The following is a 26586-nucleotide window of genomic DNA, read 5'->3' on the forward strand; positions in this document are numbered from 1 at the left end:
CCTTTTCCTTACAATTTCTTCAACTTCGCAAATCCTGCAAACATTTTCTTAACACCGACCTTATCAAAATCAACAGTGACCTCGTAATCTCTGCCGCCATCCACAATATCTTTGACAATTCCCACTCCAAATTTGATGTGGCGCACCGTATCTCCCACTTCATAATCCAGAGATGCCGCTTTCGTCACTTTAAATTCTCTCGGTTTGAAAGGCTTAGCTGCCATCGTCATTTTCATTTTCGCAAGGCTGCTGTCTGCTGCGATCATATCTGCAACAATTTTCTTCTTTTCCTGCGCTTCCTGTCCCAAATCAACAAGCTCGCGCGGAATTTCACGGACAAATCTGGAAACTTTATTGTACTGCACATCTCCGCGGATCATTCGCTGTCTCGCGGAAGTCAGTGTCAGATCTTCCATGGCTCTTGTAATTCCCACATAACAGAGGCGGCGTTCTTCCTCAAGGTCAGATTTATCATCCGACACAATTGACATATAAGACGGGAAAATTCCATCCTCCATTCCAACCAGAAATACTCTCGGAAATTCCAGACCCTTGGCGCTATGTAAGGTCATAAGAAGCACATAATCCTGATCCGGGTCAACACTGTCGATATCCGCAATCAGCGCAATCTCCTCCAGAAATCCTGACAGGGTTGCCGGCTGTCCCTGCTCTTCCATAGCTTCCTGATAGGACTCTGTCTTAGAAATCAGCTCATCAATGTTCTCGATTCTTGCATCTGCTTCCTCCGTCCCTTCCGCTTCCAATTCTGTGACATATCCGGTAAGACGGATAACCTCCTCCAGAATTTCACGGACGGTATAAGATTCTGCCTTGCTCTTCAGCCCCTGAATAAAGGTTACAAAACCGTCAATCTTTGAAAGGCTTCTGCCAATAGACGGAACCTCTTCTGCCACACGCAGGGCATCATAAAAGCTGACACTCATCTGGTCTGCATAATCCTGAATCCTTCCCAGAGTCGTAGCCCCGATTCCTCGTTTCGGCACATTGATGATACGGCGCACTGCCAGATCATCCCTGGAATTATCGATTGTCTTTAAGTAGCACAAAAGATCTTTGATTTCCTTACGTGCATAGAAGTTTACGCCACCTACGATCTTATACGGGATATTCGCAAGCAGGCATTTCTCTTCAAAAAGTCGGGACTGGGCATTCGTTCTGTAAAGAACCGCACAATCCTTGTACTTCGCACCATTTTCTCTGTGTGCTCTGGAAATCTCACCTACCACATACTCTGCCTCTTCATAGCCATTCATAAACTGGCGGAAATGAATCAGATCACCTTCCGGATTCTCTGTCCAGAGTGTCTTCGATTTACGTGAGGCATTATTTGCAATCACTTCATTGGCCGCACTCAGGATATTCTTGGTAGAACGGTAATTCTGCTCCAGACGAATCACTTTTGCATCCGGGAAAACGTGCTCAAATCCAAGAATATTTCCAATGTTTGCCCCACGGAACTTATAGATAGACTGGTCATCGTCACCGACTACGCAGAGATTCTCATATTTGGAAGCCAGCAGACTTACAAATTTAAACTGTGCGGTATTGGTATCCTGATACTCATCCACCATGATGTATTTGAAACGTTCCTGATAATTCTCAAGAACATCTCCGCAATTCTGGAAAAGTTCTACGGTCTTTACGATCAGATCATCGAAATCCAGCGCATTATTTTTCCGCAGTGATGCCTGATATTCCCTATATACTGCTGCCACTTTCTTCTTATTAAAATCACTGCCTGCATTCAGTTCCATTTCATCCGGTGTGATCAGCTCATCTTTCGCATGGGAAATCTGTGCCAGAAGGGAACGTTCCTTATATATCTTGGTGTCGATATTCAGCTTTCTGCAGATTTCTTTCATCAGAGTCTTCTGATCTTCGGTGTCGTAAATGGCAAACCTGTTATCAAATCCAAGCCTGTCAATATGTCTGCGCAGGATACGCACGCAGGTAGAATGGAAGGTAGATACCCAGATACTCTCTGAGCCGAATCCCACGATCTTATCTACACGCTCTCTCATTTCACTGGCTGCTTTGTTTGTAAAAGTGATAGCCAGGATATTCCAGGGATTTACGCCCTTTTCATCTATCAGGTATGCAATGCGGTGGGTAAGCACCCTCGTCTTTCCCGAACCCGCTCCCGCCAGGATCAGCAGCGGTCCCTCTGTATGGTAGACCGCTTCCTGCTGCTGGGGATTTAATGTACTGTAAATGTCACTCATTTTCTCTCCTATCTCCCGTATACTCCAGGACAATTATCGTAGAGCATACTCGCCGAGTTACTATTTGCTCTGTTCCTCATCATGGTCTTTCTGCGCATTATATTCGCCTGCTATCGGTAGACAGCAATTCTTTTTACTCGCATCAGCCCAATATCTTCACAATTATACACAAAAACCAAAGTAGCTACAACTATTTACGATTAGAAATTTCTATATAATTTTCCAATTGTCATTGTCTGTTCCATATTCTGGAAAATCAGAAGTATATTCCACAAAATTATGTATTACTACTTACTCCATGTCCGGTAACGTTACTGTTCACTCCGTTCTCAGTAACGTAGCCAAAATTCATTCCAGATTGCCTGCGGCAATGGAATTTTGGCTTGTATGTCTCGGGATTTTGGCATATTTATGCCAAAACACCTCGCGGGATAGTGGTGTGTGAACAGTAACCCGGTAATAATTAATTTTAACTATTGAGTAAAAAAAACATTTACAAGTAGTATTTAAAACTATATAATAAGGAACAGAGGTGATTAAAAGATGACAATTGATGAAAAAGATATGATAAACAGTATTCTGGCAAGTGTGTCCAGAATTGATTATATTAAACTGGAAGATATTCCAAATATCGAATTATACATGGATCAGGTGACAACCTTTATGGAAGAACAGCTTGCCTCCACCAAGCGTTACGAAGATGATAAGATCCTTACCAAAACCATGATCAACAATTACGCTAAGAATAAACTCCTCCCTCCACCGGAGAAGAAACGTTATTCCCGCGAGCATATCCTGATGCTGATTTTTATTTATTATTTCAAGAATATTTTATCGATCAATGATATTCAGACTCTGCTCACACCGATCGCGCAGAAATATTTCAAGTCCATGACTGAGAAAGATATGACTTATATTTATAATGAAGTTTTCAGCATGGAAAAAGAGCAGATTGAATCTCTGAAGAAAGATCTGCTGCGTAAATACAAATCCGCCCAGGATACATTCTCTGATGCAGACGAAGAAGATCAGGATAACCTTAAGAGATTTTCCTTTATCTGCCTGCTGAGCTTCGATGTTTATGTAAAAAAGATGATGATCGAGCACCTGATAGACGGAATGAACCCAACACCTGAACAAAAAGATAAAAAGAAGAAATAAATCAACTTACAATGGTGAATTCAACTGTTCTATATACTCAAAAGGAGACTGCATATTTTGCCGTCTCCTTTGATTCTTATATTATTTTTTATGGTTATTCCACCTGAAATAGTTCCTTCATCCACACAAGCATTTCTCCATTCTTGCGATTTCCCCAATAACAATATGGAACCAATGTTAACTTGATATCTTCCAATTCTATTTTCCTGTTCTGATACAATGTTTCTTCATCCCAACCTTTATCAGAAATTTTTTTGCCAGTTATATGAAGCACACTGCATCCTTCCAAAAGTTCATTATCATATGTTTCTTCAATATTCTGATTTACATTAACCATAATAGAAGAAAGATTCTCCCCATTATCTATTTCCTCCATACAATATACCAAAGGTCCCTTTACAACTGCTGCTTTTGCATTGTCTGCTCTTACCTGTGGATTTGCATGAACAAATACCGGCTCTGCATCAAAGCTTATTTCAACAACACAAGATATTTTATCTCTATTAAATGATATTTCTTATTTCTCCACTGCCTTAAATGTAAATTTAATCGGCTGGTAATCGCCTGTTGTCAATGGCAGAGGCAGACCGGCTTTCATAAGGGCTGCGCCTGTGTATACTTTTCCTGTTGCTGTGTCTTCGTATTTCATATCCGCATCCAGTCCCTGTGGGTAGAAAAGATAAATATAAGGATTTGCTTCACTGTGAAGTCTTACTCCGCACACCACTGTTTCTTTCTTATCTTTTGATACGAACTGCCAGAGTACATGGTTGTTGTTTTCAAATGGGTTCACCAGACGATAGTAGTCTCCTGACTGTACCAGATGCTCCATTTCTTTATACTTCAGAATCTGTTCTTTCGCGATTTTCTTATCTTCCTCGGACATCTTCATCAGATCAAGTTCATAGCCAAATGTACCGGCAGATGCAACAATCCCTCTTGTCTCAAATGGAGTAGTTCTTCCGGACTGATGATTCGGGCATACACTGACATGAGCACCCATGGTGCTGATCGGGTATCCGAAGGAAGTTCCATACTGGATTTTCAGTCTGTCAATGGCATCTGTATTATCACTGCACCAGATCTGTGGAGAGTAGTAAAGCATTCCCGCCTCAAATCTTCCGCCTCCGCCTGAGCAGGACTCAAACAGAAGATCCGGATATCTCTGTACCAGGCTTTCCATCATTTCATAGACAGCCAACACATATCTGTGGTAAACCTCTCCCTGACGTTCCTTTGGAAGAGCTGCTGAGAACACGTTATCTACACTTCGGTTCATATCCCATTTCACATAATCAGCCTTGCATGCATCCAGAACCTTAAAGATCTGGTTCATAATGTGTTCACGTACTTCTTTTCTGGTGATATCCAGATTTAACTGATATCTGCTTCGATTCATGGCACGTCCCGGAATCTTCAGTGCCCAGTCCGGATGTTCTCTGTAGAGATCACTGTCCTCGGAAATCATCTCCGGCTCTACCCAGAGACCAAATTTAAGGCCAAGACCATGGATTTTCTCTGCAAGTGCAGGAAGTCCACCTTTAATCTTCTCTTCATTTACTTCCCAGTCACCAAGTGCGCACCAGTCATTATCTCTCTTTCCAAACCATCCGTCATCCAGGACAAACATATCCAGTCCGATATTTTTTGCCTCTTCTGCAATGTGGTAAATCTTATCTGCGTCAAAATCAAAATAAGTTGCTTCCCAGTTATTTACCAGGATCGGTCTTGGCTGCTCTGTATACTTACTGCGGATCAGATTGCTTCTGTATGCATCATGATAGATTCTGGAAAGTTTTCCGAAGCCTTCTGCTGAGTATGCCATGATCACTTCCGGTGTCTCAAAACTCTCCCCCTGTTCCAGTGTCCAGGAGAAATGATAAGGATGAATTCCCATTGCCACACGGGTGTGTCCTACCTGGTCCACCTCTGTTTCAAATAAGAAGTTTCCACTGTATGCAAGTGCATATCCATAGCAGTTTCCATAAGTTTCCTCTGTATTTCTGTCACAGAGGATCACAAATGGATTGTGATGATGGCTGGAGGTGCCGCGGATACTTCCCACAGACCAGTTGCCATGGCCAAGATGAGTTCTCTCCATCTGTCGCTCCACATTATGTCTGCCATAGAAGTGGACTACATCCAGTTCTCTGTATTCATAGTCCATTTCCATAGACATTGCTTTTTTTACTGTAACCGGTGCTGTACCTGTATTTTCCAGGCGTACCGCTCTGGTGATCACATCAAGATGGGGAAATACACCATAGAGAAGATGTGCTTTCAGTCCGCTGGCACGGTCTGTCAGAACAATTTCCAAAGTCTCTGCCTCATCTTCCTTTGCAAACATTGCAGGAAGCCCTTTCAGGCTGTACTTTCCTTTTGTGATCTCATAGGACTCAAATTTCAGATTTGCAGTATCACTGCCGTCTGCCTGCTCTGTCTCCAGGCCATTGATACGATAATCACCATTTCCATATGCAGTATATTCCTGTGGCAGGGTATCTAATGAAAATGTTTTGTCCTTTTCTGCTTCATAAGGATTTCCTGAAAATCCTCTGTCCACACATACGATCCTGTCTGTAATCAGCGCATCGCCTACCGGACTTCCATAATACAGATGAACCAGAGTATCATACTCTCTTACCTGCATCTGATAAGTGCTGTGCTCTGTTCTCAGGTCGAATACTTTTTCTGCCTCGTGATATTTAATCCATTCCATACTCTGTACCTCTCATTTCTTTGTTCTTTCTATTTTATAGATGTTCTTTATAGATGTCTATCTATTTTTTTAAAACGCATACTGATCAGGTTCTGTGTCCACATAGTGATGTTCCTCTTCCTCCTCTTTGAAGTAGGGTTTGAACAGTTTCCACATAAACCAGGAGTCTGCATAGGCAGTCAGAGAGAATCCAAACATCAGCCAGATCAGCAGATATACCGGGAAAAGTTTTGCATCTACAAGTGTCATTGTCATTGGCAGGATTGTAATCACTGCCACAGCTAATGCATAGCCTATATGTTTAACCGCAAAATAAAATGCGTTTGTGATCAAAGTCACTGTTTTATTTTCAAATGCTGCAACTGTTGGAAATACATACAGTGCAACTGCCACCAGAGGAATATAGACCGCAAAGATCACATAATTAAAAATCTGTGACATGGATCCCGGCATTGTTGCCAGAGCCTCTTTTTCCATATAAATAAATATTCCTGCTGCAGCCATCAGAATCCAGATCAGTGTGGACTGCCTGAAATTCTGCTTAAAACTATTAAAAAAATCATGAAGTACTCTGATATCTCCATCTTTATGGAGTTTCAATGTACAGTAAAATAATGCAGTGGTGGATGCCCCTGCTGTGATAATCGGAAGAGAGCACACGATCCACAGCAAATTTAATGCGATTAATTGACCTAAAAATCCGAATATTCTGTCAAAGAGACTTCCTGGTTTCATTTCTATCTACCTCTTCCTTTCCTGTCATTTATCTTCTTTTGTTTTATATTTCAGTTTACTTTCTCTGAACTTTATCAAATCCAGTTTCAGGCAAGCCCTGTTATACCCGTTCTAATTTTATAACAAAGCCTGCCTGTACTGCTCAGGTCAAAGGAGAAATCTGTCTGAGCACCTGAATTTTTACTTAATACTTAACATTGATTATTTATTACAGCTTACCGCCGGATGTTGCAATACCTTCGATGAACTGTTTCTGGAAAATCAGATACAGTACGATCATCGGGATACATGCAAGCAGAGATGCCGCCATCAGCTGCGGATAATTGTTGGTGTACTGTCCCTGCATTTTTGCAAGTGCTGCTGACAGAGGCATTACATCCTTGTTACAGATCAGAGGCCACATCAGGTCTTTGTATGCAAATACTGCTGTGAAGATTCCCAGTGCCACCATGGAAGAACGTGTCAGAGGAGCCATGATGAACAGGAAGGTCTGACCGATGTTACATCCATCAAGACGTGCAGCCTCTTCCAGATCTTTTGGAAGTCCCATATAAGCCTGTTTGAGGAGGAATGTACCAAATGCAGTAACAATACCGGGAAATACCAGGGCAAAAATGGTATTGAGCATTCCCATTTTACTTACCATTAAGTACTGTGGGATAATGAAGATCTGTCCAGGAACCATCATCTGGAAAAGAACCAGAGAGAACATCAGATTTTTCCCCCTGAAGTTCAGACGTCCAAATGCATAGCCTGCCAGTGTTGCTGTCAGAACTGCGCATACAACACGGCCCAGGATCAGAAGCAATGTATTGATATACAGATGTAAGAAATCCATATTTTCAATAACTTCTTTAAAGCTGTCCCATCTCCATGTAGACGGGAGGATTACGAACGGGTTGACAGAAGTTGCCTCTGTCATGGTTTTGAAAGCTGTCAGGATCATCCATAAGAAAGGAACCAACATGGTAATAGATACCAGTATCAGGATAACATGGATCAGAACTCTGTTTGCTTTATCTCTTGCTGACATAATTATCCCTCCTTAATTATAGTGAACCCACTTCTTCTGCGCAATGTTCTGGAATACTGTCATGATCATAATCACAACCAGAAGAAGTACGACGATTGTTGAACCATAGCCTTTGTTATTCTGTACAAAGGAATTCTGGTAGAACAGATAAACAAGTGACTGTGTTTTGTAAAGTGCAGGATTGTTTCTGTCCATAACCATAAAGATCAGATCGAATACCTGCATGGCGCCGATGACACGGGTAACCATTACAAAGAAGATGGTCGGCGAAAGCAGCGGGATTGTAATATGGAAGAACTGTTTCACACCAGTTGCTCCGTCAATGCTTGCTGCTTCATAATAATCTCTTGGGATTTCCTGCAAACCGGACAGGAAAAGAACCATATTGTAACCAATGATGGACCATACACCAATCACTGCGATCGCATAGACTGCAATCTTCGGATCAGAGATCCAGTTGATCTTTGTATGGAAAATATGATTGAGAAGACCAAACTCTGAGTTAAACAGCCATCTCCATACCATGGCGATCGCAGCCGGAGCAGCAACCATAGGCAGGAAGAAAATAGTTCTGTAAACAGCACGGCCTTTCATTTTACGGTTTAATAAAACTGCCAGTACAAGTGCGATAGCAATGGAAAACGGAACTTCCACAATGGCATATTTAAATGTATTTAATAATGCCTGCCAGACTTCCGCATCGTGGAACAGCTTTACATAGTTGTCAAAACCAATGAAGATATTTCCCTTACCGAAATCTCCGGTCTTGAAAAAGCTCTCATAAATGGTCTTAAAAATCGGATAGATATTTAAGATGATCAGACCAAGCATTGTAGGAAGAATGAACGCCCATCCCCAGATGAATTCATTCCGCGCCTGACTGGTACCTTTTTTTGGATTTGCCACGGCTCTCACTCCTTCTTATCATAAAATTTTGTTGCTGATTTGAATGGAAAACTGCCGCATATCTGCATACCTGTTGTGACTTCTGCGGTTATCACATGATCGGAATCTTTTCTGCGGCAGCTTTTCTGTTTCTTATTTTTTATGAATGGTTTTGTTAAACATTAATTAATAGGACTCTTCTGCAATGGCATCATTCATAATAGTAACGATGTTCTTGCATGCATCATCCATGCTTTCCTCATCATTCCATGGTTTCTTCAGTTCTTCACACATTGGGTTCCACCATGCAAGTGTTGCATTTGTGTGTGGTCTGAATACGATGTCATCCATTGCATCCATGTATGGCTGTAAGTTGAAGCAGTCAACACTGTTAACCCATCCATCGGACATTCCTTCGTAAGCTGCCATTGTTACACCAAGGTCAGCCTGTTTCTGCTGCATGTCTTTTGTACCGAACCACTCAATAAGCTGGAAAGCTTCGTCCGGCATATCTGTGTTTGCAGAAGCAGCCCATCCAAGACCATTGTAAAGAGATACGCTTCTGCCTGTCTCAGCGTCTTTCGGAAGTCTTGCTACATCACAGTGTTCTTTGATATAATCGTTGTCTTTGAAACCAGATACCATCCAGGATCCCTGAGAGATCATAGCTACTTTACCAGATCCGAAGAGTACGTCTGTACCTGTTTCGGACATTGTAGATGCAGGAGGCATTACATTTTTAACGCATTTGTCAACGAATTCCATTGCCTTGATAGTATTAGGATCATCAAAACCGGATTTGTTATCATCTGTCAGTACACATCCGCCCATGGAGTAGATAATATTCATCCATGTATCCTGCTCGTTAGACGGGTTTGCTGCGAAACCATACTGGTTTCCGTCTTCTTTTGTAAGTTTCTCTGCGATATCATAGAATTCATCCCATGTCCAGCTTCCGTCCGGATAGTCGATTCCTGCTTCATCAAACATATCTTTGTTATACCACATAGCGATTGTGTCGATATCCTTCGGTACTGCGTATGTTTTTCCGTCCCACTGATACATTTCTTTGATATCTTCCGGGAATTTGTCCATTTCCAGTTTATCGCTGTCTGCAACCTTGTCTGTCAGATCAAGTAAGATATCATTGGACATATATCTTACTGCTTCGTTGGAATGCATCCAGAATACGTCCGGCATATCTCCGCCTGATGCACCTGCTTCAAGAAGTGTCCAGTAGCTGCTCCACTCTACTACCTGAAGTTCAGTTTTAATTCCTGTCTCTTTTGTAAACTCATCCATGATCTCCTGAAGTCCGGCTTTCTGTCCGTTATCCCAGATTGCAACTGTCAGAGTTTTGTCTTTCGCCTGTGCACTTACCGGTGCAAGTGCTGTAACTGTCATAGCACCGATCACTGTTGCGACTGTGAGTTTTTTCATGTTTTTTCTCATATACATCCTCCTTTATTCGTCGTTTCGACGTGTTCCTTGTGATTCTTATTATACGTTTTTGTCTATTTTTTTAAATGGACTAATGAAATGAATTTATGTCATAATCGTTATGGAAAAAACGCTGAATATATGGTAAAATGTCAACAACGACTTGAATTTGTGCGTATTTACAGGATATGAATCCATATGTCTTTATATCAATAATATCCCCAGTCAAAGAAAATAAAAAAGGAATGGTGCAAATGCCAAATGTAAAATATACTGACAGCGCTACTTTTCGCTGTCTTGAAAATCTGAAAGAGGGTTCCCTTGATATCAGTCTGATCCATACGGGCAAAGAGCACTGCCCACCCGGACATATCTGTTCCATGCCAAGAGACGAGTTTATCATCCATTTTGTACTGGACGGTACCGGATTTTATTCTGCCGGAGGTCAGACCTGGAGCCTTACTCCCGGACAGATGTTTGTAATTTATCCAAATGAACCAATCACATACGGAGCTGATGAAACCCATCCCTGGACTTATGCCTGGATCGGTTTTCGTGGAATCCGTGCTCACTCAATGGTAAGAGAATGTGGATTTTCCAAAAATCAATTAGTGCTTCCTGCACCGAATCAGAAAATAATTCTGAAGCACATTGATTATATGCTGGATCATAAGCAGCTTTCCAAAGCCAATGATCTGAAGCGTCAGGCTTATCTGATCCTGCTGTTAGCCGAGCTTGTCGACTTTCATGAAAAGCAGTCTGCCCAAAGCAGAAAAAATGCCAAATATGCCTACAGCACCAGTGTTTACGCGGAACTTGCCATTGAATATATTAAAGATATGTATCAAAAGGGAATCGGGATTTCTGATATTGCAGATAATATCGGAATCAGCCGCGCCTATCTGAACAGTGCTTTCCAGAAAGAACTTGGAATATCGGCACAGACCTTCCTGATTGATTATAAGATGCATAAAGCAGCCAGTCTTCTGGTCAGTACCAGTTTGTCTATAAAAGAGGTTTCCAATTCTGTAGGATATGAAGACCAGTTGGTTTTTTCCAAGGCTTTTAAAAAGAAATTCGGAATGAGTCCCAAAAACTATAAGACGCTTAAAGAAACCATCGATAAATATGACGAAAAACAATAAGCAGGCAAATGATCAGATCATTTGCCTGCTTTTCACTTTTTACTTTGCAGTTAAAACATAAATCCTGGATTCATAGTCTGTGCATGGTTCATCTTCACTTGTGGGTTCACCTGCTGTACAATCTGTGGTAAGCAGTCCCAGATTCATCAGCTCATCCCCGTAGTTTTCTGTTCCATTATACTCATTTCTGTAGATAAAATCCGGATCCAGTCCCTGAAGCCGTACTCTGGTAAAATCTGCGTTTACTACATTTCTTTCCCTGTACCAGAACACCAGCGCTGTTTTTTTGTCCTCGCTGACGGTCATCCACACAGTTTCATTGCCCTCAAAAGGACTCTTCAGTCTGTAAAAAGTTCCAAACTGAATCAGTTCTCTGTATTCTTTCATAAAAGTGATCTGCTGTTTTACTTCACTGATTTCCTCATCAGACAGTTTATTCAGATCCAGCTCATATCCGAAAGTTCCAAAATAAGCTACATTTGCTCTTGTATGTAACGGAGTTTTGCGGTTTAACTGATGGTTTGGTACTACAGATACATGACTTCCCATGGAACTTACCGGATAACACATACTTGTGCCATACTGGATTTTCACACGCTCTGCCGCATCTGTATCATCGCTTGTCCATCCCTGTGGCGCATAATAAAGGATTCCCGGGTCAAAACGCCCGCCGCCGCTTGCGCAGGACTCAAAGAGGATCTGCGGAAATGCAGTATTTAACCGCTCATACAGATCATAAACTCCGAGAATATATCTGTGAAATACTTCTCCCTGACGGTCTGCTGGAAGTGCAGCTGAACAACATTCCGTAATACTTCTGTTCATATCCCATTTAATGTAGGAAACCTTTGCTTCTGAGAGAATTTTATACATCATCTCATAAATGCAGTCCACCACTTCTTTTCTGGAGAAGTCCAGCACATACTGGTTTCTGCCATGGCAGGAATGCCTCTGGGGTGTCTGCAGAATCCAGTCCGGATGTGCACGATAAAGATCTGAATCCTTGTTCACCATCTCCGGCTCAAACCACAGACCAAATTTCATACCCATCTCTTCAATCCTGTCTGCGATTCCCTTGATTCCCTGCGGAAGACGCTCTCTGTTTGCCACCCAGTCCCCAAGCCCTGCATAATCGTTGCTTCGCGCACCGAACCATCCGTCATCCAGCACAAATAATTCAACGCCACATTCCTTTGCCTTTGCTGCGATTTCCACCAGACGGTCCTCTGTAAAATCAAAATAAGTAGCTTCCCAGTTATTGTTAAGGATTGGTCTTGGACGGTCTCTCCAGTAACCTCTTGCCAGTCTCTTCTGATATAATTTATGGAAGGTCTGGCTCATTCCATTCAGACCCTTATCAGAAAACACTACTACTGCTTCCGGAGTCTGAAAGCTCTCACCACAGTCCAGCTTCCAGTCAAAGTTCTGCGGATTGATCCCTGCAGTGATGCGGGTTGTATCATGAGTATCCACCTCTGCCTGCATTCTGTGATTTCCACTGTAGATCAGACTGAATCCCATCACTTCTCCTGCATTTTCTGTTGCTGACGGACGTCGGAGCACAATAAAGGGATTATGTTCATGGGAAGAATTTCCTCTGATGCTTCCTACAGACTGGATTCCCTGCTCTAATCTGCGCTCTTTCACATGACGTTCCCTGGACCATGCACCTGAAAACTGCATCCACACATAATCCTTGTCCGGCAGATCAAGACTAAGGCTCATTGCATTTAACAGATGTACAGGGGCTGTTCCTTCATTGATGAATCTGACACTTCTGGTAATAATTCCCCCCTGTGCAAAAATAGTATAAAGCAATTCCAGTACAATTCCTGTTACTTCATCTTTCAGTTTTATACATAAGGTCTGGGCTTCTTCGTCATTCTCTGTATAAGTAGCCGGAAGTCCTGAAAGCTTTGGCTTTCCATCTGTAACCGTGTGACTGACATAAGTAAATTCCGAGATTCTGCTGCCGTTTTCCTGAAGGATTTCCACTGCCGGATAACGGTAATCAGAGCTTCCATACACCGGATATTCCAGTTTCAGATGCTCCAGCGAAAATTTGCGGTTTCCCTCATAAACACAGGCTGTCATTGGTCGCTGCTTCATCTCAAGAAGATATGAAAAATCTTCTCTGTCATGAATTCTTTTCCCAAAATAGAGATTTCCAATATGTCCATTTGGAAGCACACACATAATATAACTGATTTCATTGTTGTATAAATGGAATGTCTTTGAACTTTCATGAAAAATAATACTCATAACTATCCCCTTTCCGCATCTTTGGTTATTCACTGATAATTCCAGAAAATAATGCAATTCAGATTATATTACTATTTCATATCATTTAAGCAAATACTCTGTCAAGCGGATATTTATTATAATGCCAATGAATTTTCGTCAATTTTTTTCAATTCCTCTTCACTGAAGGATGCGCTGTCCAGCACCTTCAGATTCTCAAGAATCTGCTGTGGACGGGATGCTCCTATAAGCACACTGGTTACAATTCCATCGCGGAGAATCCATTTCAGTGCCATCTGAGCAAGGCTTTCGCCTCTTTCTACTGCAATTGCATTCAGACTGCGAATACTGTTAAGACGTTCCTCACTGAACTGGTCTGCATGGAGAAAACGCCCGTCTGTGTTGACGCGGCTGTCCTTTGGAATTCCATTCAAATAACGGTCTGTGAGCATTCCCTGCGCCAGAGGGCTAAAAGAAATAATTCCCTTTTTCTTTTCTGCTGCTGCCTGTTTCAGACCATTTTTCTCAATCGTTCTGTTAAAAATATTATATGAATTCTGATTAATGATAAACGGACAGTGCAATTCCTCCAGAATATCTGCGGCGCGTTTCATTGTCTCACCATCATAGTTGGAAATTCCAACATACAATGCTTTTCCGCTTCTGACGATCTGTGCTAGAGTCTCCATGGTCTCCTCAAGAGGAGTCTCCGGATCCATTCTATGATGATAGAAGATATCTACATAATCCAGGCCAAGACGTTTCAGGCTCTGGTCAAGACTGGCGATCAGATACTTACGGCTTCCCCAGTTTCCATAAGGTCCCGGCCACATGTCGTAACCGGCCTTTGTGCTGACGATCAGCTCATCTCTGTATGCAGAAAATTCCTCTCTCAGGATTTTTCCAAAATTTGCCTCCGCACTTCCAGGCTGTGGACCATAGTTGTTTGCAAGGTCAAAATGTGTAATTCCATTATCAAATGCTGTGAAGCACATCTGCTTCATATTCTCATAAACACCGGTATCTCCAAAATTATGCCATAAACCCAGAGATAACTCCGGCAGCATCAGCCCACTGGCACCACAGCGGTGGTATTTCATAGCTTCATAACGTTTTTCCTCTGCCTGATGCATAAGATAATTCCTCCCTTTTCGTACAGTATTTCGAATCCGAATATTATTGTTATCATTCTCTATCGAAATAACTGTACCACTCGCTCGTCTACGCAATTAACACAGTTATTTACACAACAATGTACTTGATTTACTCTTTCTCTGTAATGATACATCCTGTTCCACTTATTTTCAACAAATGTTATTAGCATTATTTAAAAAGCCACTTTCTGACTGAAAATGGCTTTTTAAATAAATAAACTATATTAAATTCCTTTAAAGCTAAAGGAGAATTCCATCTTTCCGTCTGTATTCAGCAAATATTCCGGATGGGTGTATGCTCCCCAACTGTCGTCGCCGCCGATTCCCATCTGGCCTTTGGCTACTCGTACTACTGTGTAATGAATCTGCGGGAGTTCGTATGGATGCATGGCATTTTCCATCTCATGAGGAGTGTATGGAAGTGCCGAGAACATCACTGGTTCTCCATCCATCTCGAAGTACATTCCTCTGCCCTTGCGGTCTGTGATCTTTGCCCAGCGTACTTCCTCTTTTGCACCACATTCCTGCGGCACCATGTATCTTGCCATGTTGTCCACAACTTTATTCTGGTAAATGCCCAGTTTTGCACCTTTTTTACGGTCTGCATAGGTTTCAGCTTCTCCCAGTCCATACCACTGAACATTATCATAGTCTGCATTGAACTTAAACATCACGCCAAATTCCGGCATATCACCAAATTCTTTTACCGGGTCATAAGTTAAAGTTGTCTTCACCTTTCCATCTCCGAATACTTCGTAGGTGAGCTGACACTCACTGGCTGGTGTGGTTGGCATCAGATAGGTAAAGGTTACTTTTACAGAGTGGTCTATTTCTTCTGCCTGTGGTAAATTGGATGGGCCGTATGCACCTTTTCTGTATTCTTTGTGGCTTAAATACATGCTGGCAATTTTCCACTGTGCGTAGCGCATCTGCATAAGATTTCCACAGTCATTGTCTGTAGGTGCGCGCCAGAAGTTTGGTTTCGGGATTGCCTCGATCATCTCTTTGCCCGCATATTTGTAGGAAACAAGACCACCGTTGAGGACGGAGAACATTACTTCGAAGTGCTCGCCACGGACCCCGATATTGTGTGTGCTTCGGATGATCTGCGGCTTCGCAACTGCTGTTTCTGCTGAAGCATTTTCCTGTACCTGGTATACATACTGTCCAAACGCAATCTCATGCCCTGCCGATGCCCACACCTTTTCCTCTTTCAGATGGAAGGAAACAGTAACTGTATATTCTCCGGCTGCTTCTGCTGTTTCAAAAGGCAGTTTATATTCTTTCTCGCTCAATGGCTCAACTGCTGTTTCCAGTGCTTCTGTACGGATCACTTTTCCATTCTTTGCAAGTGTTACCTTACAGTCAAAAGTATCTGTGTTTACAAAGAGGTTCTTGTTAATCACTTTTACTGTGTCAGCTGTCACCTCTGCAGTAATATTCTGATAATTGAATTTCACTTCCTGCATCTTTGGAGATGGCTCTCTGTCACCGCCATATGCAATTCCGTTGCCACTGAAATTATAGTCTGTAGGGCGTTCTCCGAAATCACCGCCATATGCCTGGAACTCTTTTCCATAGCGGTCTTTCTTATAAATAGACTGGTCAATGTAATCCCAGATAAATCCACCCTGATATTTGGGCTCTGTATCTGTCAGGTCAGTATATTTGTGCATGGCACCGCAGGAATTTCCCATGGCATGTGTGTATTCACAGCAGATAAACGGTTTGCTGTCATCCTTTGCCAGGAACTCTTTGATTGCTTCTACAGATGGATACATCTGGCTTTCCATATCACTGGTATCATTATAACTACGGTCATGGAAAAGTCCCTCATAATGTACCAGGCGGGTAGGGTCATTCTTACGGAAAAGCTGAGACATTTCATAGATATCTTTTCCGCCAAAAGATTCATTTCCACAAGACCAGATCAGGATTGCCGGATGATTCTTGTCTCTCTGATACATGGAGTTGGCACGGTCAAGCATCATATCCAGCCATTCCGGTTTGTTATGAGGAACAACATGGGTATAATCCTTTGTAAACTCCGCCGTATCCCAGGAACCATGAGATTCCAGATTTGTCTCGTCGATCATATAAATACCATATTCATCACAGAGCTGATAAATTAGTGATGTATCCGGATAATGGCAGGTACGGATGGCATTGATATTATTCTGCTTCATAATGCGAAGATCCTTACGGAGTTCCTCCTCTGAAACATGTCTTCCGCTGACCGAACTGAACTCATGACGGTTTACGCCCTTAAATACGATACGCTTTCCGTTCAGCGTCATGATTCCGTCTTTCATTTCGAAACGTCTGAATCCCACTTTCTGAGGAATCACTTCCTGCAGATTTCCGGCTTCATCGTAAAGTTCTATTGTAAGATCATAAAGCTGCGGATCTTCAGCACTCCAGAATTCCGGGTTGCTGACTTTCCATAAATAGCTGCTCTCTGCGGTTTTACTGCTATTCGTTTTTAATGTATGCGAAATCCCCGGTGTTTCAGTCGCGTCTTCATTTGTATCTTTATTCGCACCTGCATTTCTTTCATCTGCGGCAATTATTTTATCAGTATTTTCTTCCAAAAGTAATTTTCTGTCTTTCAGAATGCATTCGCCATCTTTTTCAAGTTTAAAAGTAATGCTTCCTTTTCCCCATGTTTTTACCTTGATTTCCATATCTGCTGATTCCAGATTTTCTTCCGGAATAGCACGAATCTGAAGGTCATACGCGTGAGTATCCGGCACTGTGTAAAGGTACACATCTCTGTAAATTCCTGAGAATCGGAAGAAATCCTGATCCTCACACCAGCTGCTGGAAGTCCATTTAAATACCTGTGCAGCCAGTTTATTCTGACCTTCTTTCACATAATCTGTCAGTTCAAATTCTGACGGGGTAAAAGAATCTTCACTGTATCCGATAAATGTACCGTTCAGCCAGAGTGCCAATCCACTCTCTGCTCCCTGGAATGAAATAAACAGTCTCTTACCTTTCATATGAGCCGGTACAGTAAAATATTTCACATAGCTTGCCACCGGATTAAATCTCTCCGGAATCTCGCCCGGATGAATTTCCTCGTGTCCTTCCCATGGATACTGAACATTCGCATACTGCGGTGCATCATATCCTTCCATCTGGATATGTGCCGGTACATGAATATCCTCCCAGTCATAACAACAATACTCTTCCTTTTCAAATCCTGGAATCACATTTGCATAATTACGGGCATAATGAAACTTCCACAGACCATTCAGACAGTAACGAAAAGAAGTCCCCTCCCCTTCCTGTAATGCAGCCTGCATCTCTTTTTTATCTTTATAATATACATGATCTGAATGAGCTTCCATTCGGTTATCGCAAAAATACTGCGGATCTTTTACCAGTGAATAATCAAATGTTTTCATCTTGTTCCTCCTGATCTTAATATCTTTAGAATTCCTATTAATTCCTTATCGCTCCTTATAGTTCCGATTATAACATTTCCTTCTTCTATTCGGTTTGCAAATTCGATCATATATTTTTCATTTTCACCCAGCATAAGAATCCAATCCCCATAATAACAAAACCCAATTTCCATAAAATTATGAAAATGCAGATTCTCCACACCTGTCCCATAATTCTGCACCCAACGCTCACCAAGAAGCGGAAAAATATGACTTCCGGCTGTCATATAGCGTAATACACAAATATATATATCCAGTAACCAGCGCAGAAAAATAGTTTCTTTCATGTGCATTTGCAGGATACTTAGATATTCTTAGGTATCAAAAATCCGCGTTATGAGAAGAAAAGTCCTTTGTCTGAGCGCCAGCGAGTAATCCAGACTTTTCTTCTCATGCTTTTAGCGGATTTTCGATACCTTAGAATATCTTAGTGTCCGAAACCGCACATGAAAGAAACTATTTTTCTGCGCGTCCCTTAATCTAATCTTTCTAATCTTTCTACTCTTCCCACTTATAACACAAAAAGAGCAGGCCAAAACATCCGCCTGCTCTCTCAAACGCCCTAAAACGCTTTATCTCTTCTGTATCCTATTTCCCTTCAGCGTCCTTCTCCGCCATTCTGGAGAACACCATCTCATATCCATCATTTCCATAATTCAATGAACGATTCACACGACTGATCGTTGCAGTGGAAGCTCCGGTCTTCTCGGAAATATCAAGATATGTCCTCTTGTCCATCAACATCTTGGCAACCTCAAAACGCTGTGATAATGAAAGAAGTTCATTAATCGTACATACATCTTCAAAGAAGGTATAGCATTCTTCTTTATCCTTCAGGCATAAAATCGCTTCAAAAAGCTGATCTACAGCCTCTGTTCTGATTTTTTTACTCATTTTTTTGCTCCTTTAGAACTCTACTCTTCAATTCTTCACTGGACGGACATTTGTATTTATAATGTCCATTTCATATTTCTAACAGTGATATTTTACCACGTTAAATCACGAGAAGCAAGCATTTAAGCAGAAAGAAATCCTTAATTTTCAGATTTTTCCTGAAGAATCTCCCCAAGGGTCGAAAATATCGCTTTTGTATCAATTGGTTTCGCTATGTACCCGTTCATTCCGGCCTCATATGCTTTCTTCTTATCTTCATCAAAAACATTCGCAGTCATTGCCACAATCGGAATCTGTGCACGCTTATCAGGCAGGCTTCTGATTTCTTCCGTCGTCCGGTAACCATCCATATTTGGCATCTGAATATCCATCAAGATCATATCATAATAATCTTCCGGCACTTTTTTTAGCATTTCCAGACACTTGATTCCATCCTCTGCCCATTCCACTTTCAGACCTTCCTCTTCCAGTATGGTAATCGCAATCTCTGCATTCAGCTCATTATCCTCTGCAAGCAGAATCCGTTTTCCCATCAGCAATGTCAGAAGCTTCGTGCTCTCCTGCTGCTCCTGCACCGCATTCTTACATTCTTCCTCTGAAACCAGAAATGGAAGAATAATAATTGTCTTTGTACCTACAGTAACCTCACTGCTGACCTCAATCGTTCCACCCATAAGATCTACCAGTGATTTCACAATCGGAAGCCCCAGACCGGTTCCGATAACCTTACTCTCCGTACTGGTATTTTCACGACTGAACTCTTCAAAAATATGTGGCAGATACTCCTTACTCATCCCTATACCGGTATCTTCTATAGTAAATCTGTAAAAAGACACCTTTTTCTCTGCATCATGTCCCTCTTCGGTAATATCTACAGTAACTGATCCGCCTTCCGGTGTATACTTGATGGAATTACTGATAACATTCAGCAGAATCTCCCGTAATTTCGTCTTATCACAATGCACATAGGGATTCTCTACTTTCAGGTTACAGGTATATTGCAGTTTTTTTTCCTCAATCGAAGGCTCAAAAACATCATTCAGCGTATTCACAAGATTTTTCAGATCACCTGTCTCTGTTTTAAGCGTAGCCTTACCACTCTCAATCCTTGCCATCTCAAGAACATAATTAATCAAAGACAGCAAAAACGAACTGGAATGCTTGATCTTACTAATATAATCAATCACCCTTTTCTTATCATCCAGGTGCTTTTCCAGAAGATCTGCAAACCCTATGATTGCATTCATCGGTGTACGGATATCATGGCTCATATAAAACAGAAAACGTGTCTTTGCCTCATTTGCCATTCTTGCCTCTATTGCCGCTTTTTCCAGTTCTTCTTCATGCAGAATATCTTTATACCGCCTCATTTTGTACTGCCAGTATCCAACAGAAGCCATCACTGCCAGTGCAATTGAAATAATAACGCCAAACACTTTCTGTGAAACTGTGATCCATCCATTCTCCGGCACAATTTCGAAATACCAGGTATCATTCGGAACACTGCAGGCAACCTCAAGTGAATTATTCAAATTTGAATTCTCACTTTCATCAATTACGATTTTCTCACCTGTATAGAGGTCTTTCTTCCAGATCTGATAATCATATCCCGCTTCTTCCAGCTTCTCCAGTTCCACTTCCTGAATAAAATTATCCCAGTTCATTACCAGAATAGAAAATCCCCAGAACTTCTCTTCCCCATTCTGATCCGTAATATAAGCCGGGTCAAAAAGAAGCGCCCCGGTTCCGCCCTGCACCAGCTCATACGGTCCTGCAATCGTATATTCACCACTTAGCCTTGCAAGTCTCGCTTCCTTTTTTCTCGCAGGATTCTGAAGCGTATCAAGACCCATGGCTGCTTCATTTCCCTCCATCGGATAAATTCGCGATACAACTCCATCCTCTGCCAGTTCCCTGGCCTCTATCACGTCCTCATCCTCCTGCATCAGCTCTGCCAATTTGTCAAACTGTTCGTTATCTATATCATATTCCTTTTCCACGATCTGCTTCATCAGATCCGATTCCGCAAGATATTTGCTCAGCTGAGATTCCACCCGGCTTACAGTAGACTCCGCTGTATAAGTAGCTTTTAACTTCTCCCGCCTCTCCTGGCTCTGATTAATTATCCAGATCACACACCAGACAGCCAGAAATATAAAAATAAAGACCAATGTCGTCTTTAATCGTATATATTTCCGTTTCATTTTCCTTTTTTGATCCATCAAAAAATCCTCATCGTTTGAGTTTTCTTTCTTATACTATAGTCTCAATTCATAGTAGCACAAATTTCCAGTTGTCTCAACCTAAAATCAGGTTACTGTTCATTCCATTCACAATATTAACCTAAAATTTCTATAGTTACACAAAACAAATCTCCCATCAGGCAACACCATCTCCTCACCTTACGGTATAACTGCTGCTCTCCATAAGGAAAACTACTTCACATCCTATCGTCAAAATCTGCGATTCACATACTCCTTAATCGCATCCGCAGACCGGTTAAGCACCAGCTCCTCCGGGAAATCCAGCTTCGTAAGAAGCTTCCTCGCCAGATCAAACTCCCCGATCAGCAGATCAAAATGCGCATCACTATCCATCACAACCGGCACCTGATACTTCTTACACAGATTCAACATCACCGTATCATTCTCCACCGCATTCTCACGATTACAATCCGGATCCAGCGAATGATTATTCAACTCCAGAACCTTCCCATACTCCTTCGCACCCTGCACAAGCGCCTCATAATCAATCTCATATCTCCCATCATCCGGATGCCCGATAATATTCACATACGGATTCTTCATCACATTCAGATACCCTTCTGTATTCTCCAGCTTAGAAGCCGGCTTCATACAAGGAATATGCAGACTCGCAACCACCACATCCATCTTCGAAAGTGTCCGCTCCGACAGATCCACAGACCCCTGCGCATCCAGAATATTCACCTCAGACCCCAAAAGCAGCTGAATCCCATACATCTCCCTCGGCACAACCTTAAGATTATCAAAATAATACTTATGACAAGTCCCCGGCATCATCGGCGCATGCTCCGTAATCCCAAGCACCTCAAGCCCCTTCTCCGAAGCCGCCTTCGCCATCTCCCTCAACGAACAATACGCATGCCCGCTAGCCACCGTATGTGTATGCAGATCCAGCACAGAATTATATTTCATAATAGTCCCTCTCCTCACTCGTACAAATATTTCACTTTATTATACGTCCATCCCCTTACATTCCACAAGTAAATTTTATTTTACATCTCAAGTTTAAAATCTCCCACCAGACGAAAAAAACAGAGCCCACAATCTCGCGAGCCCTGCAATTTCTCTCCCAGGAGGAAGAATACCATATTATTTTACGATAAAGGATTTTCTCTTACTTACAACATCAAAAATAACCGCTGCCAGCAGAACCAAACCTTTAACAACCTTCTGAATATTCTGGTCAATACCCATAATACTCATACCTAAGTTCAAAACACCCATCAAAAGAGCACCAATAATAACTCCCGGAACAGTACCAGTTCCACCATAAGCAGAAGCACCACCAATGAAACAGGAACCAATCGCATCCATCTCGAAGTTCGTACCAGCCTGAGGGTTAGCAGAATTCAGACGAGCCATAGTAACCATACCTGCGATAGCAGCCAGAAGACCCATATTCAGGTAAGCCAGAAAATAAACCTTATTTGTATTAATACCAGAAAGCTTAGTAGCCTTCTCATTACCACCAACTGCATAGAAATAACGACCTGTAGTAGTCTTAGAAGCAATATATGTATAAATTGCAATGATAACTACTACCCAAACCAGAGAGTTCGGAATACCTTTATACTGTGCCAGACGGAACATAAATGCAAGGATAACTGCACAGATCAGGACCATCTTAATCGCTGCGCCACCAAAAGCCTCTACACTATAACCTTTCTTAGCACGATCTGCACGGTTTTTCAGTACAAGTAAAACATAAACAATACAAACGATAATACCAACCACGAAACATGTAACATTAAATCCTTCTTTTCCAAAAGGATCCGGAATGTAATTGTTAAACAGTGCCAGATAAGAATCAGGCATTGGTGCCAGTGTCTGGCCCTGAAGAACTACGTTTGAAAGACCTCTGAATGCAAGCATACCTGCCAGAGTTACGATAAACGGAGGAATTCGTACATAAGCAATCCAGAATCCCTGCCAGGCACCGATCGCAATACCTGTAATCAGCATAACCAGCATTGTAAGATATGGATTCATGTTGTTAAGAACCATCATCTTACCACCAACTGCTGCTACGAAACATACAACAGAACCAACAGAAAGGTCGATGTTACCACCAGTTAAAATACAGAACAACATACCAGTTGCAAGGATAAATACATAAGCATTCTGTGCTACAAGGTTGTTAACGTTCTGAGGAAGAAGCATAACACCTTTAGTGTTTGCCGTAAACATGATGACTACCAGAACAAGCACGATCACCATGGTATATTTCTTTAATATCTCTGAAAAACTAAGCTTTTTCTCCATCTTCTTTACGCTCCTTTTCCTGATTTTACGATCTTGGACATGATCAGCTCGGAGGTTGCCTCTTCTTTGCTGACTTCACCGACGAACTTGCCCTCATTCATGATATAGATTCTGTCTGACATTCCAAGAACTTCCGGAAGTTCAGAAGAAATCATGATAACAGATTTTCCTGCTGCTACCAGATCGTTAATAATACAGTAAATTTCGTATTTTGCACCTACGTCGATACCACGGGTAGGCTCATCCAGAATCAGAATATCCGGTTCTGCAAACATCCACTTCGCAAGAAGGACTTTCTGCTGGTTTCCACCACTTAAGTTACCTACATTCTGCTCTACAGACGGACATTTTGTTTTCAGTTTCTTTCTATATTCCTCAGCTATCGCATACTCTTTATCTGCATCGATAACCTGTCCATTGCTGATTCCCTTCATATTTGCAAGGGATGTATTCATTTTGATGGATTTGGAAAGGATCAGTCCGTTTCCTTTTCTGTCCTCTGTAACATAAGCAAGTTTATTATCAATTGCTTCCTGTACAGTATCCAGTTTCACTTCTTTTCCGTTGATAAACACCTGACCGGAAATTTTGGTTCCGTAGCTCTTTCCGAAGATACTCATCGCAAGCTCTGTACGTCCTGCACCCATCAGTCCGGAAATACCTACTACTTCTCCTTTATGAATCTTAAATGATACATTATCTACCACTTTTCGCTCTGAGTACAGTGGATGGTAAACAGTCCAGTTCTTTACTTCCATGGAAACGTCTCCTATCTTTACGTCAGGACGTCTCGGGAAACGGTCTGTCATCTCACGGCCAACCATACCCTGAATGATACGCTGCTCTGAGAAGTCATCTTTCTTCTTATCCAGAGTCTCAATCGTAGAACCGTCACGGATAACGGTAATCTTATCTGCAACGTATGAAATTTCATTTAATTTGTGAGAAATGATGATAGATGTCATTCCCTGTTTCTTAAATTTCAGCAACAGATCCAGCAATGCCTTGGAGTCATCCTCATTTAAGGAGGCTGTCGGTTCATCCAGAATCAGAAGTTTGGCATTCTTTGCCAGCGCCTTTGCAATCTCTACCAGCTGCTGCTTACCTACACCAATATCCTTGATCAAAGTTCTGGAGGATTCCTCCAGTCCTACTATTTTCAAATATTTATCTGCTTCTCCATAAGTCTCGTTCCAGTTGATGGAGAAAGATTTCCCTCTTTCATTACCCAGGTACATGTTCTCGCCAATCGTCATATATGGGATCAGCGCCAGTTCCTGGTGAATGATTACGATCCCTTTTTCTTCGCTGTCTTTAATCGTGTTAAATTTACAGATCTCACCATTATAGATAATATTGCCTTCATAAGTTCCATACGGATAAATACCACTTAATACATTCATCAGTGTAGATTTTCCGGCTCCATTTTCACCTACCAGCGCATGGATCTCGCCTTCTTCTACCTGAAGATTTACATTATCCAGTGCTTTTACACCTGGGAAAGTTTTGGTGATATTTTTCATTTCCAAAAGTATCTTAGCCAACTTCTATTTCCCTCCCTTTTTTATAAAAGAATCCTGCCTGCGGCGGGTTAACTTAGAGCGTGTTTGAAAAATACTTTCTGCATTGCAGAAATGATTTTTCAAACACACTCTGGTAAATACAGGCGGGAATTATCCCCGCCTGTAATATAAAATACTTGTTTTATTACTGGATCTGATCTTCTGTATAGTATCCAGAGTCAATCAGCATTTCTTTGTAGTTGTCAACAGTAACAACAACCGGATCGCAAAGGTATGTTGGGATAACGCCTGTGCCGTTGTCATAGGATTCTGTATCGTTAACTTCTGGTTCTTCACCTTTCATGATAGCGTCAACCATATCAACTACTGCAGATGCAAGAGCACGTGTATCTTTGAATACTGACATAGCCTGTTTTCCAGCTACAAGGTTTTTAACGTTTGGTGTATCACAGTCCTGACCGGTGATGATTGGATATTCTCCTGTGTAGGAAGCTGCAAGAGCATTTTCTACACCAAGTGCTGTAGAGTCGTTGGAGCAGAGAACTGCGTCAAGGTTTGTTCCGTCTGAGTAGTTACCAGCGATGATTGTATCCATTCTGTCCTGAGCTTTTGCACTGTCCCAGTTAGCAGTTGCAACCTGCTCGAACTCTGTCTGTCCGGATTTAACTACCAGTTTGCCTTCGTCGATGTATTTCTGAAGTACATCCATTGCTCCGCCGAAGAAGAAGTTACAGTTGTTATCACCAGGATCACCTGTGAATAATTCGATATTGAATGGTCCGTCCTGATTGTCAAGATCAAGTGCATCTACTAAGTATTCGCCCTGTTTCTGACCTACTTTGTAGTTATCAAATGTTGCATAGTAGGAAACTGCGTCTGAGTTCATAAGCAGACGGTCATAGGAGATAACCGGGATTCCTGCTTCTTTTGCCTGTTTCAGTGGCTCGCCAAGGCTGCTTCCGTCGATAGATGCTACAACCAGAAGGTCACATCCGTTTGCTACCTGGTTCTCAAGCTGTGAAACCTGTGTGCTTACGTCGTTGGATGCATACTGAAGGTCTACTTCATAGCCAGCTGCTTCCAGCTCTTTCTTCATGTTCTCGCCATCCTGATTCCATCTCTGAAGGTCCTTGGTAGGCATTGTAACACCGATCAGTTTCTTGTCATCCGCTTTAACAGCTACACCCGGGATGACTACCATTCCAGCTACCATTGATGCGCAAAGGATTGCAGATACCAGTTTCTTTTTCATTGTAAAAACCTCCGTTTCTTTTTTTACGTTTCTCACGTTTTCTTGATGATGTTACTATAGCACACAGAAGTCTGGACTTGGTTGGCAAGAAACAAGACATTTTAAGAAAAATAAAAAATGCCCTGCATAGAACAGGACATTTTTGTTACAAAAAAGTGCTAGAAGGAAGTAGCTGATTTACGCAGT

The 26586-nt window shown here is 41.9% G+C and carries 19 protein-coding genes; 2 read left to right on the forward strand and 17 right to left on the reverse strand.

Annotation, left to right across the window (positions count from 1 at the left end):
* Positions 1-8 precede the first annotated feature (8 nt).
* Positions 9-2243, reverse strand: a complete 2235-nt coding sequence (gene pcrA / locus WKT11_RS04275) for a DNA helicase PcrA (RefSeq protein WP_118410654.1) — start codon at positions 2241-2243, stop codon at positions 9-11.
* A 543-nt stretch (positions 2244-2786) separates the two neighbouring features.
* Here pcrA and WKT11_RS04280 point away from each other — a divergent pair.
* Positions 2787-3404 carry a DUF1836 domain-containing protein gene (locus WKT11_RS04280; protein WP_118410655.1) on the forward strand — a complete coding sequence of 206 codons (618 nt, stop codon included), beginning with the start codon at positions 2787-2789 and terminating at the stop codon, positions 3402-3404.
* A gap of 94 nt (positions 3405-3498) precedes the next feature.
* Here the strand turns inward: WKT11_RS04280 and WKT11_RS04285 are convergent, their stop codons facing one another.
* The 6 genes from WKT11_RS04285 to WKT11_RS04310 all read right to left on the reverse strand — a co-directional run bounded on the left by WKT11_RS04285 (position 3499) and on the right by WKT11_RS04310 (position 10228).
* Entirely contained in the window at positions 3499-3918 is a 420-nt protein-coding gene (locus WKT11_RS04285; RefSeq protein WP_340282962.1) for a hypothetical protein, read from the reverse strand.
* Between the two features lie 3 nt (positions 3919-3921).
* On the reverse strand, positions 3922-6123 hold the full coding sequence (locus WKT11_RS04290) for an alpha-galactosidase (protein ID WP_118410656.1): 2202 nt from the start codon (positions 6121-6123) through the stop codon (positions 3922-3924).
* A gap of 69 nt (positions 6124-6192) precedes the next feature.
* On the reverse strand, positions 6193-6858 hold the full coding sequence (locus WKT11_RS04295; protein WP_118516553.1) for a YesL family protein: 666 nt from the start codon (positions 6856-6858) through the stop codon (positions 6193-6195).
* Positions 6859-7066: 208 nt separating this feature from the next.
* The gene (locus WKT11_RS04300; RefSeq protein ID WP_055199750.1) at positions 7067-7891 is read right to left on the reverse strand and encodes a carbohydrate ABC transporter permease; all 825 of its coding nucleotides are present in this window, start codon (positions 7889-7891) and stop codon (positions 7067-7069) included.
* Positions 7892-7903: 12 nt separating this feature from the next.
* Complete coding sequence (locus WKT11_RS04305; protein ID WP_055199751.1) at positions 7904-8797, reverse strand: carbohydrate ABC transporter permease; 894 nt, start codon at positions 8795-8797, stop codon at positions 7904-7906.
* 165 nt (positions 8798-8962) lie between these two features.
* Entirely contained in the window at positions 8963-10228 is a 1266-nt protein-coding gene (locus WKT11_RS04310) for an ABC transporter substrate-binding protein (protein WP_445291928.1), read from the reverse strand.
* A gap of 242 nt (positions 10229-10470) precedes the next feature.
* On the opposite strand from WKT11_RS04310, the gene WKT11_RS04315 reads away from it, so the two are divergent.
* Positions 10471-11361 carry an AraC family transcriptional regulator gene (locus tag WKT11_RS04315; protein WP_117674407.1) on the forward strand — a complete coding sequence of 297 codons (891 nt, stop codon included), beginning with the start codon at positions 10471-10473 and terminating at the stop codon, positions 11359-11361.
* A 39-nt stretch (positions 11362-11400) separates the two neighbouring features.
* On the opposite strand, the gene WKT11_RS04320 is transcribed toward WKT11_RS04315, so the two are convergent.
* The 10 genes from WKT11_RS04320 to chvE form a co-directional block, all read right to left on the reverse strand.
* Entirely contained in the window at positions 11401-13623 is a 2223-nt protein-coding gene (locus tag WKT11_RS04320; protein WP_340282809.1) for an alpha-galactosidase, read from the reverse strand.
* A gap of 116 nt (positions 13624-13739) precedes the next feature.
* Complete coding sequence (mgrA, locus tag WKT11_RS04325; RefSeq protein ID WP_117674405.1) at positions 13740-14735, reverse strand: L-glyceraldehyde 3-phosphate reductase; 996 nt, start codon at positions 14733-14735, stop codon at positions 13740-13742.
* A 245-nt stretch (positions 14736-14980) separates the two neighbouring features.
* Positions 14981-18166 carry a glycoside hydrolase family 2 TIM barrel-domain containing protein gene (locus WKT11_RS04330; RefSeq protein WP_340282813.1) on the reverse strand — a complete coding sequence of 1062 codons (3186 nt, stop codon included), beginning with the start codon at positions 18164-18166 and terminating at the stop codon, positions 14981-14983.
* Positions 18163-18387, reverse strand: a complete 225-nt coding sequence (locus tag WKT11_RS04335) for a hypothetical protein (protein ID WP_340282816.1) — start codon at positions 18385-18387, stop codon at positions 18163-18165. The genes WKT11_RS04330 and WKT11_RS04335 overlap by 4 nt, the downstream gene beginning before the upstream one ends.
* Positions 18388-18793: 406 nt before the next feature.
* The gene (locus tag WKT11_RS04340) at positions 18794-19099 is read right to left on the reverse strand and encodes a YerC/YecD family TrpR-related protein (RefSeq protein WP_117674403.1); all 306 of its coding nucleotides are present in this window, start codon (positions 19097-19099) and stop codon (positions 18794-18796) included.
* 140 nt (positions 19100-19239) lie between these two features.
* The gene (locus WKT11_RS04345; protein WP_118247010.1) at positions 19240-21321 is read right to left on the reverse strand and encodes an ATP-binding protein; all 2082 of its coding nucleotides are present in this window, start codon (positions 21319-21321) and stop codon (positions 19240-19242) included.
* 231 nt (positions 21322-21552) lie between these two features.
* Complete coding sequence (locus tag WKT11_RS04350) at positions 21553-22275, reverse strand: phosphatase (RefSeq protein WP_118419821.1); 723 nt, start codon at positions 22273-22275, stop codon at positions 21553-21555.
* Between the two features lie 177 nt (positions 22276-22452).
* Positions 22453-23625, reverse strand: coding sequence for a multiple monosaccharide ABC transporter permease (gene mmsB / locus WKT11_RS04355; RefSeq protein WP_340282820.1), 1173 nt, complete (start codon positions 23623-23625; stop codon positions 22453-22455).
* Between the two features lie 5 nt (positions 23626-23630).
* Positions 23631-25169, reverse strand: coding sequence for a multiple monosaccharide ABC transporter ATP-binding protein (mmsA, locus tag WKT11_RS04360; protein WP_117674399.1), 1539 nt, complete (start codon positions 25167-25169; stop codon positions 23631-23633).
* Positions 25170-25332: 163 nt separating this feature from the next.
* Positions 25333-26349 carry a multiple monosaccharide ABC transporter substrate-binding protein gene (chvE, locus tag WKT11_RS04365; protein WP_442860610.1) on the reverse strand — a complete coding sequence of 339 codons (1017 nt, stop codon included), beginning with the start codon at positions 26347-26349 and terminating at the stop codon, positions 25333-25335.
* Positions 26350-26586 lie beyond the last annotated feature (237 nt).

The sequence above is a fragment of the Blautia sp. HCN-1074 genome, assembly GCF_037890165.1.
GTDB lineage: Bacteria > Bacillota > Clostridia > Lachnospirales > Lachnospiraceae > Blautia_A.

Excerpts from the sequence above, each read along its gene's own strand:
- pcrA (WP_118410654.1), bottom strand. The coding sequence starts at position 2,243 with ATGAGTGACATTTACAGTACATTAAATCCCCAGCAGCAGGAAGCGGTC.
- WKT11_RS04280 (WP_118410655.1), top strand. The coding sequence starts at position 2,787 with ATGACAATTGATGAAAAAGATATGATAAACAGTATTCTGGCAAGTGTG.
- WKT11_RS04290 (WP_118410656.1), bottom strand. The coding sequence starts at position 6,123 with ATGGAATGGATTAAATATCACGAGGCAGAAAAAGTATTCGACCTGAGA.
- WKT11_RS04295 (WP_118516553.1), bottom strand. The coding sequence starts at position 6,858 with ATGAAACCAGGAAGTCTCTTTGACAGAATATTCGGATTTTTAGGTCAA.
- WKT11_RS04300 (WP_055199750.1), bottom strand. The coding sequence starts at position 7,891 with ATGTCAGCAAGAGATAAAGCAAACAGAGTTCTGATCCATGTTATCCTG.
- WKT11_RS04310 (WP_445291928.1), bottom strand. The coding sequence starts at position 10,228 with ATGAGAAAAAACATGAAAAAACTCACAGTCGCAACAGTGATCGGTGCT.
- WKT11_RS04315 (WP_117674407.1), top strand. The coding sequence starts at position 10,471 with ATGCCAAATGTAAAATATACTGACAGCGCTACTTTTCGCTGTCTTGAA.
- WKT11_RS04320 (WP_340282809.1), bottom strand. The coding sequence starts at position 13,623 with ATGAGTATTATTTTTCATGAAAGTTCAAAGACATTCCATTTATACAAC.
- mgrA (WP_117674405.1), bottom strand. The coding sequence starts at position 14,735 with ATGCATCAGGCAGAGGAAAAACGTTATGAAGCTATGAAATACCACCGC.
- WKT11_RS04330 (WP_340282813.1), bottom strand. The coding sequence starts at position 18,166 with ATGAAAACATTTGATTATTCACTGGTAAAAGATCCGCAGTATTTTTGC.
- WKT11_RS04340 (WP_117674403.1), bottom strand. The coding sequence starts at position 19,099 with ATGAGTAAAAAAATCAGAACAGAGGCTGTAGATCAGCTTTTTGAAGCG.
- WKT11_RS04345 (WP_118247010.1), bottom strand. The coding sequence starts at position 21,321 with ATGGATCAAAAAAGGAAAATGAAACGGAAATATATACGATTAAAGACG.
- WKT11_RS04350 (WP_118419821.1), bottom strand. The coding sequence starts at position 22,275 with ATGAAATATAATTCTGTGCTGGATCTGCATACACATACGGTGGCTAGC.
- mmsB (WP_340282820.1), bottom strand. The coding sequence starts at position 23,625 with ATGGAGAAAAAGCTTAGTTTTTCAGAGATATTAAAGAAATATACCATG.
- chvE (WP_442860610.1), bottom strand. The coding sequence starts at position 26,349 with ATGGTAGTCATCCCGGGTGTAGCTGTTAAAGCGGATGACAAGAAACTG.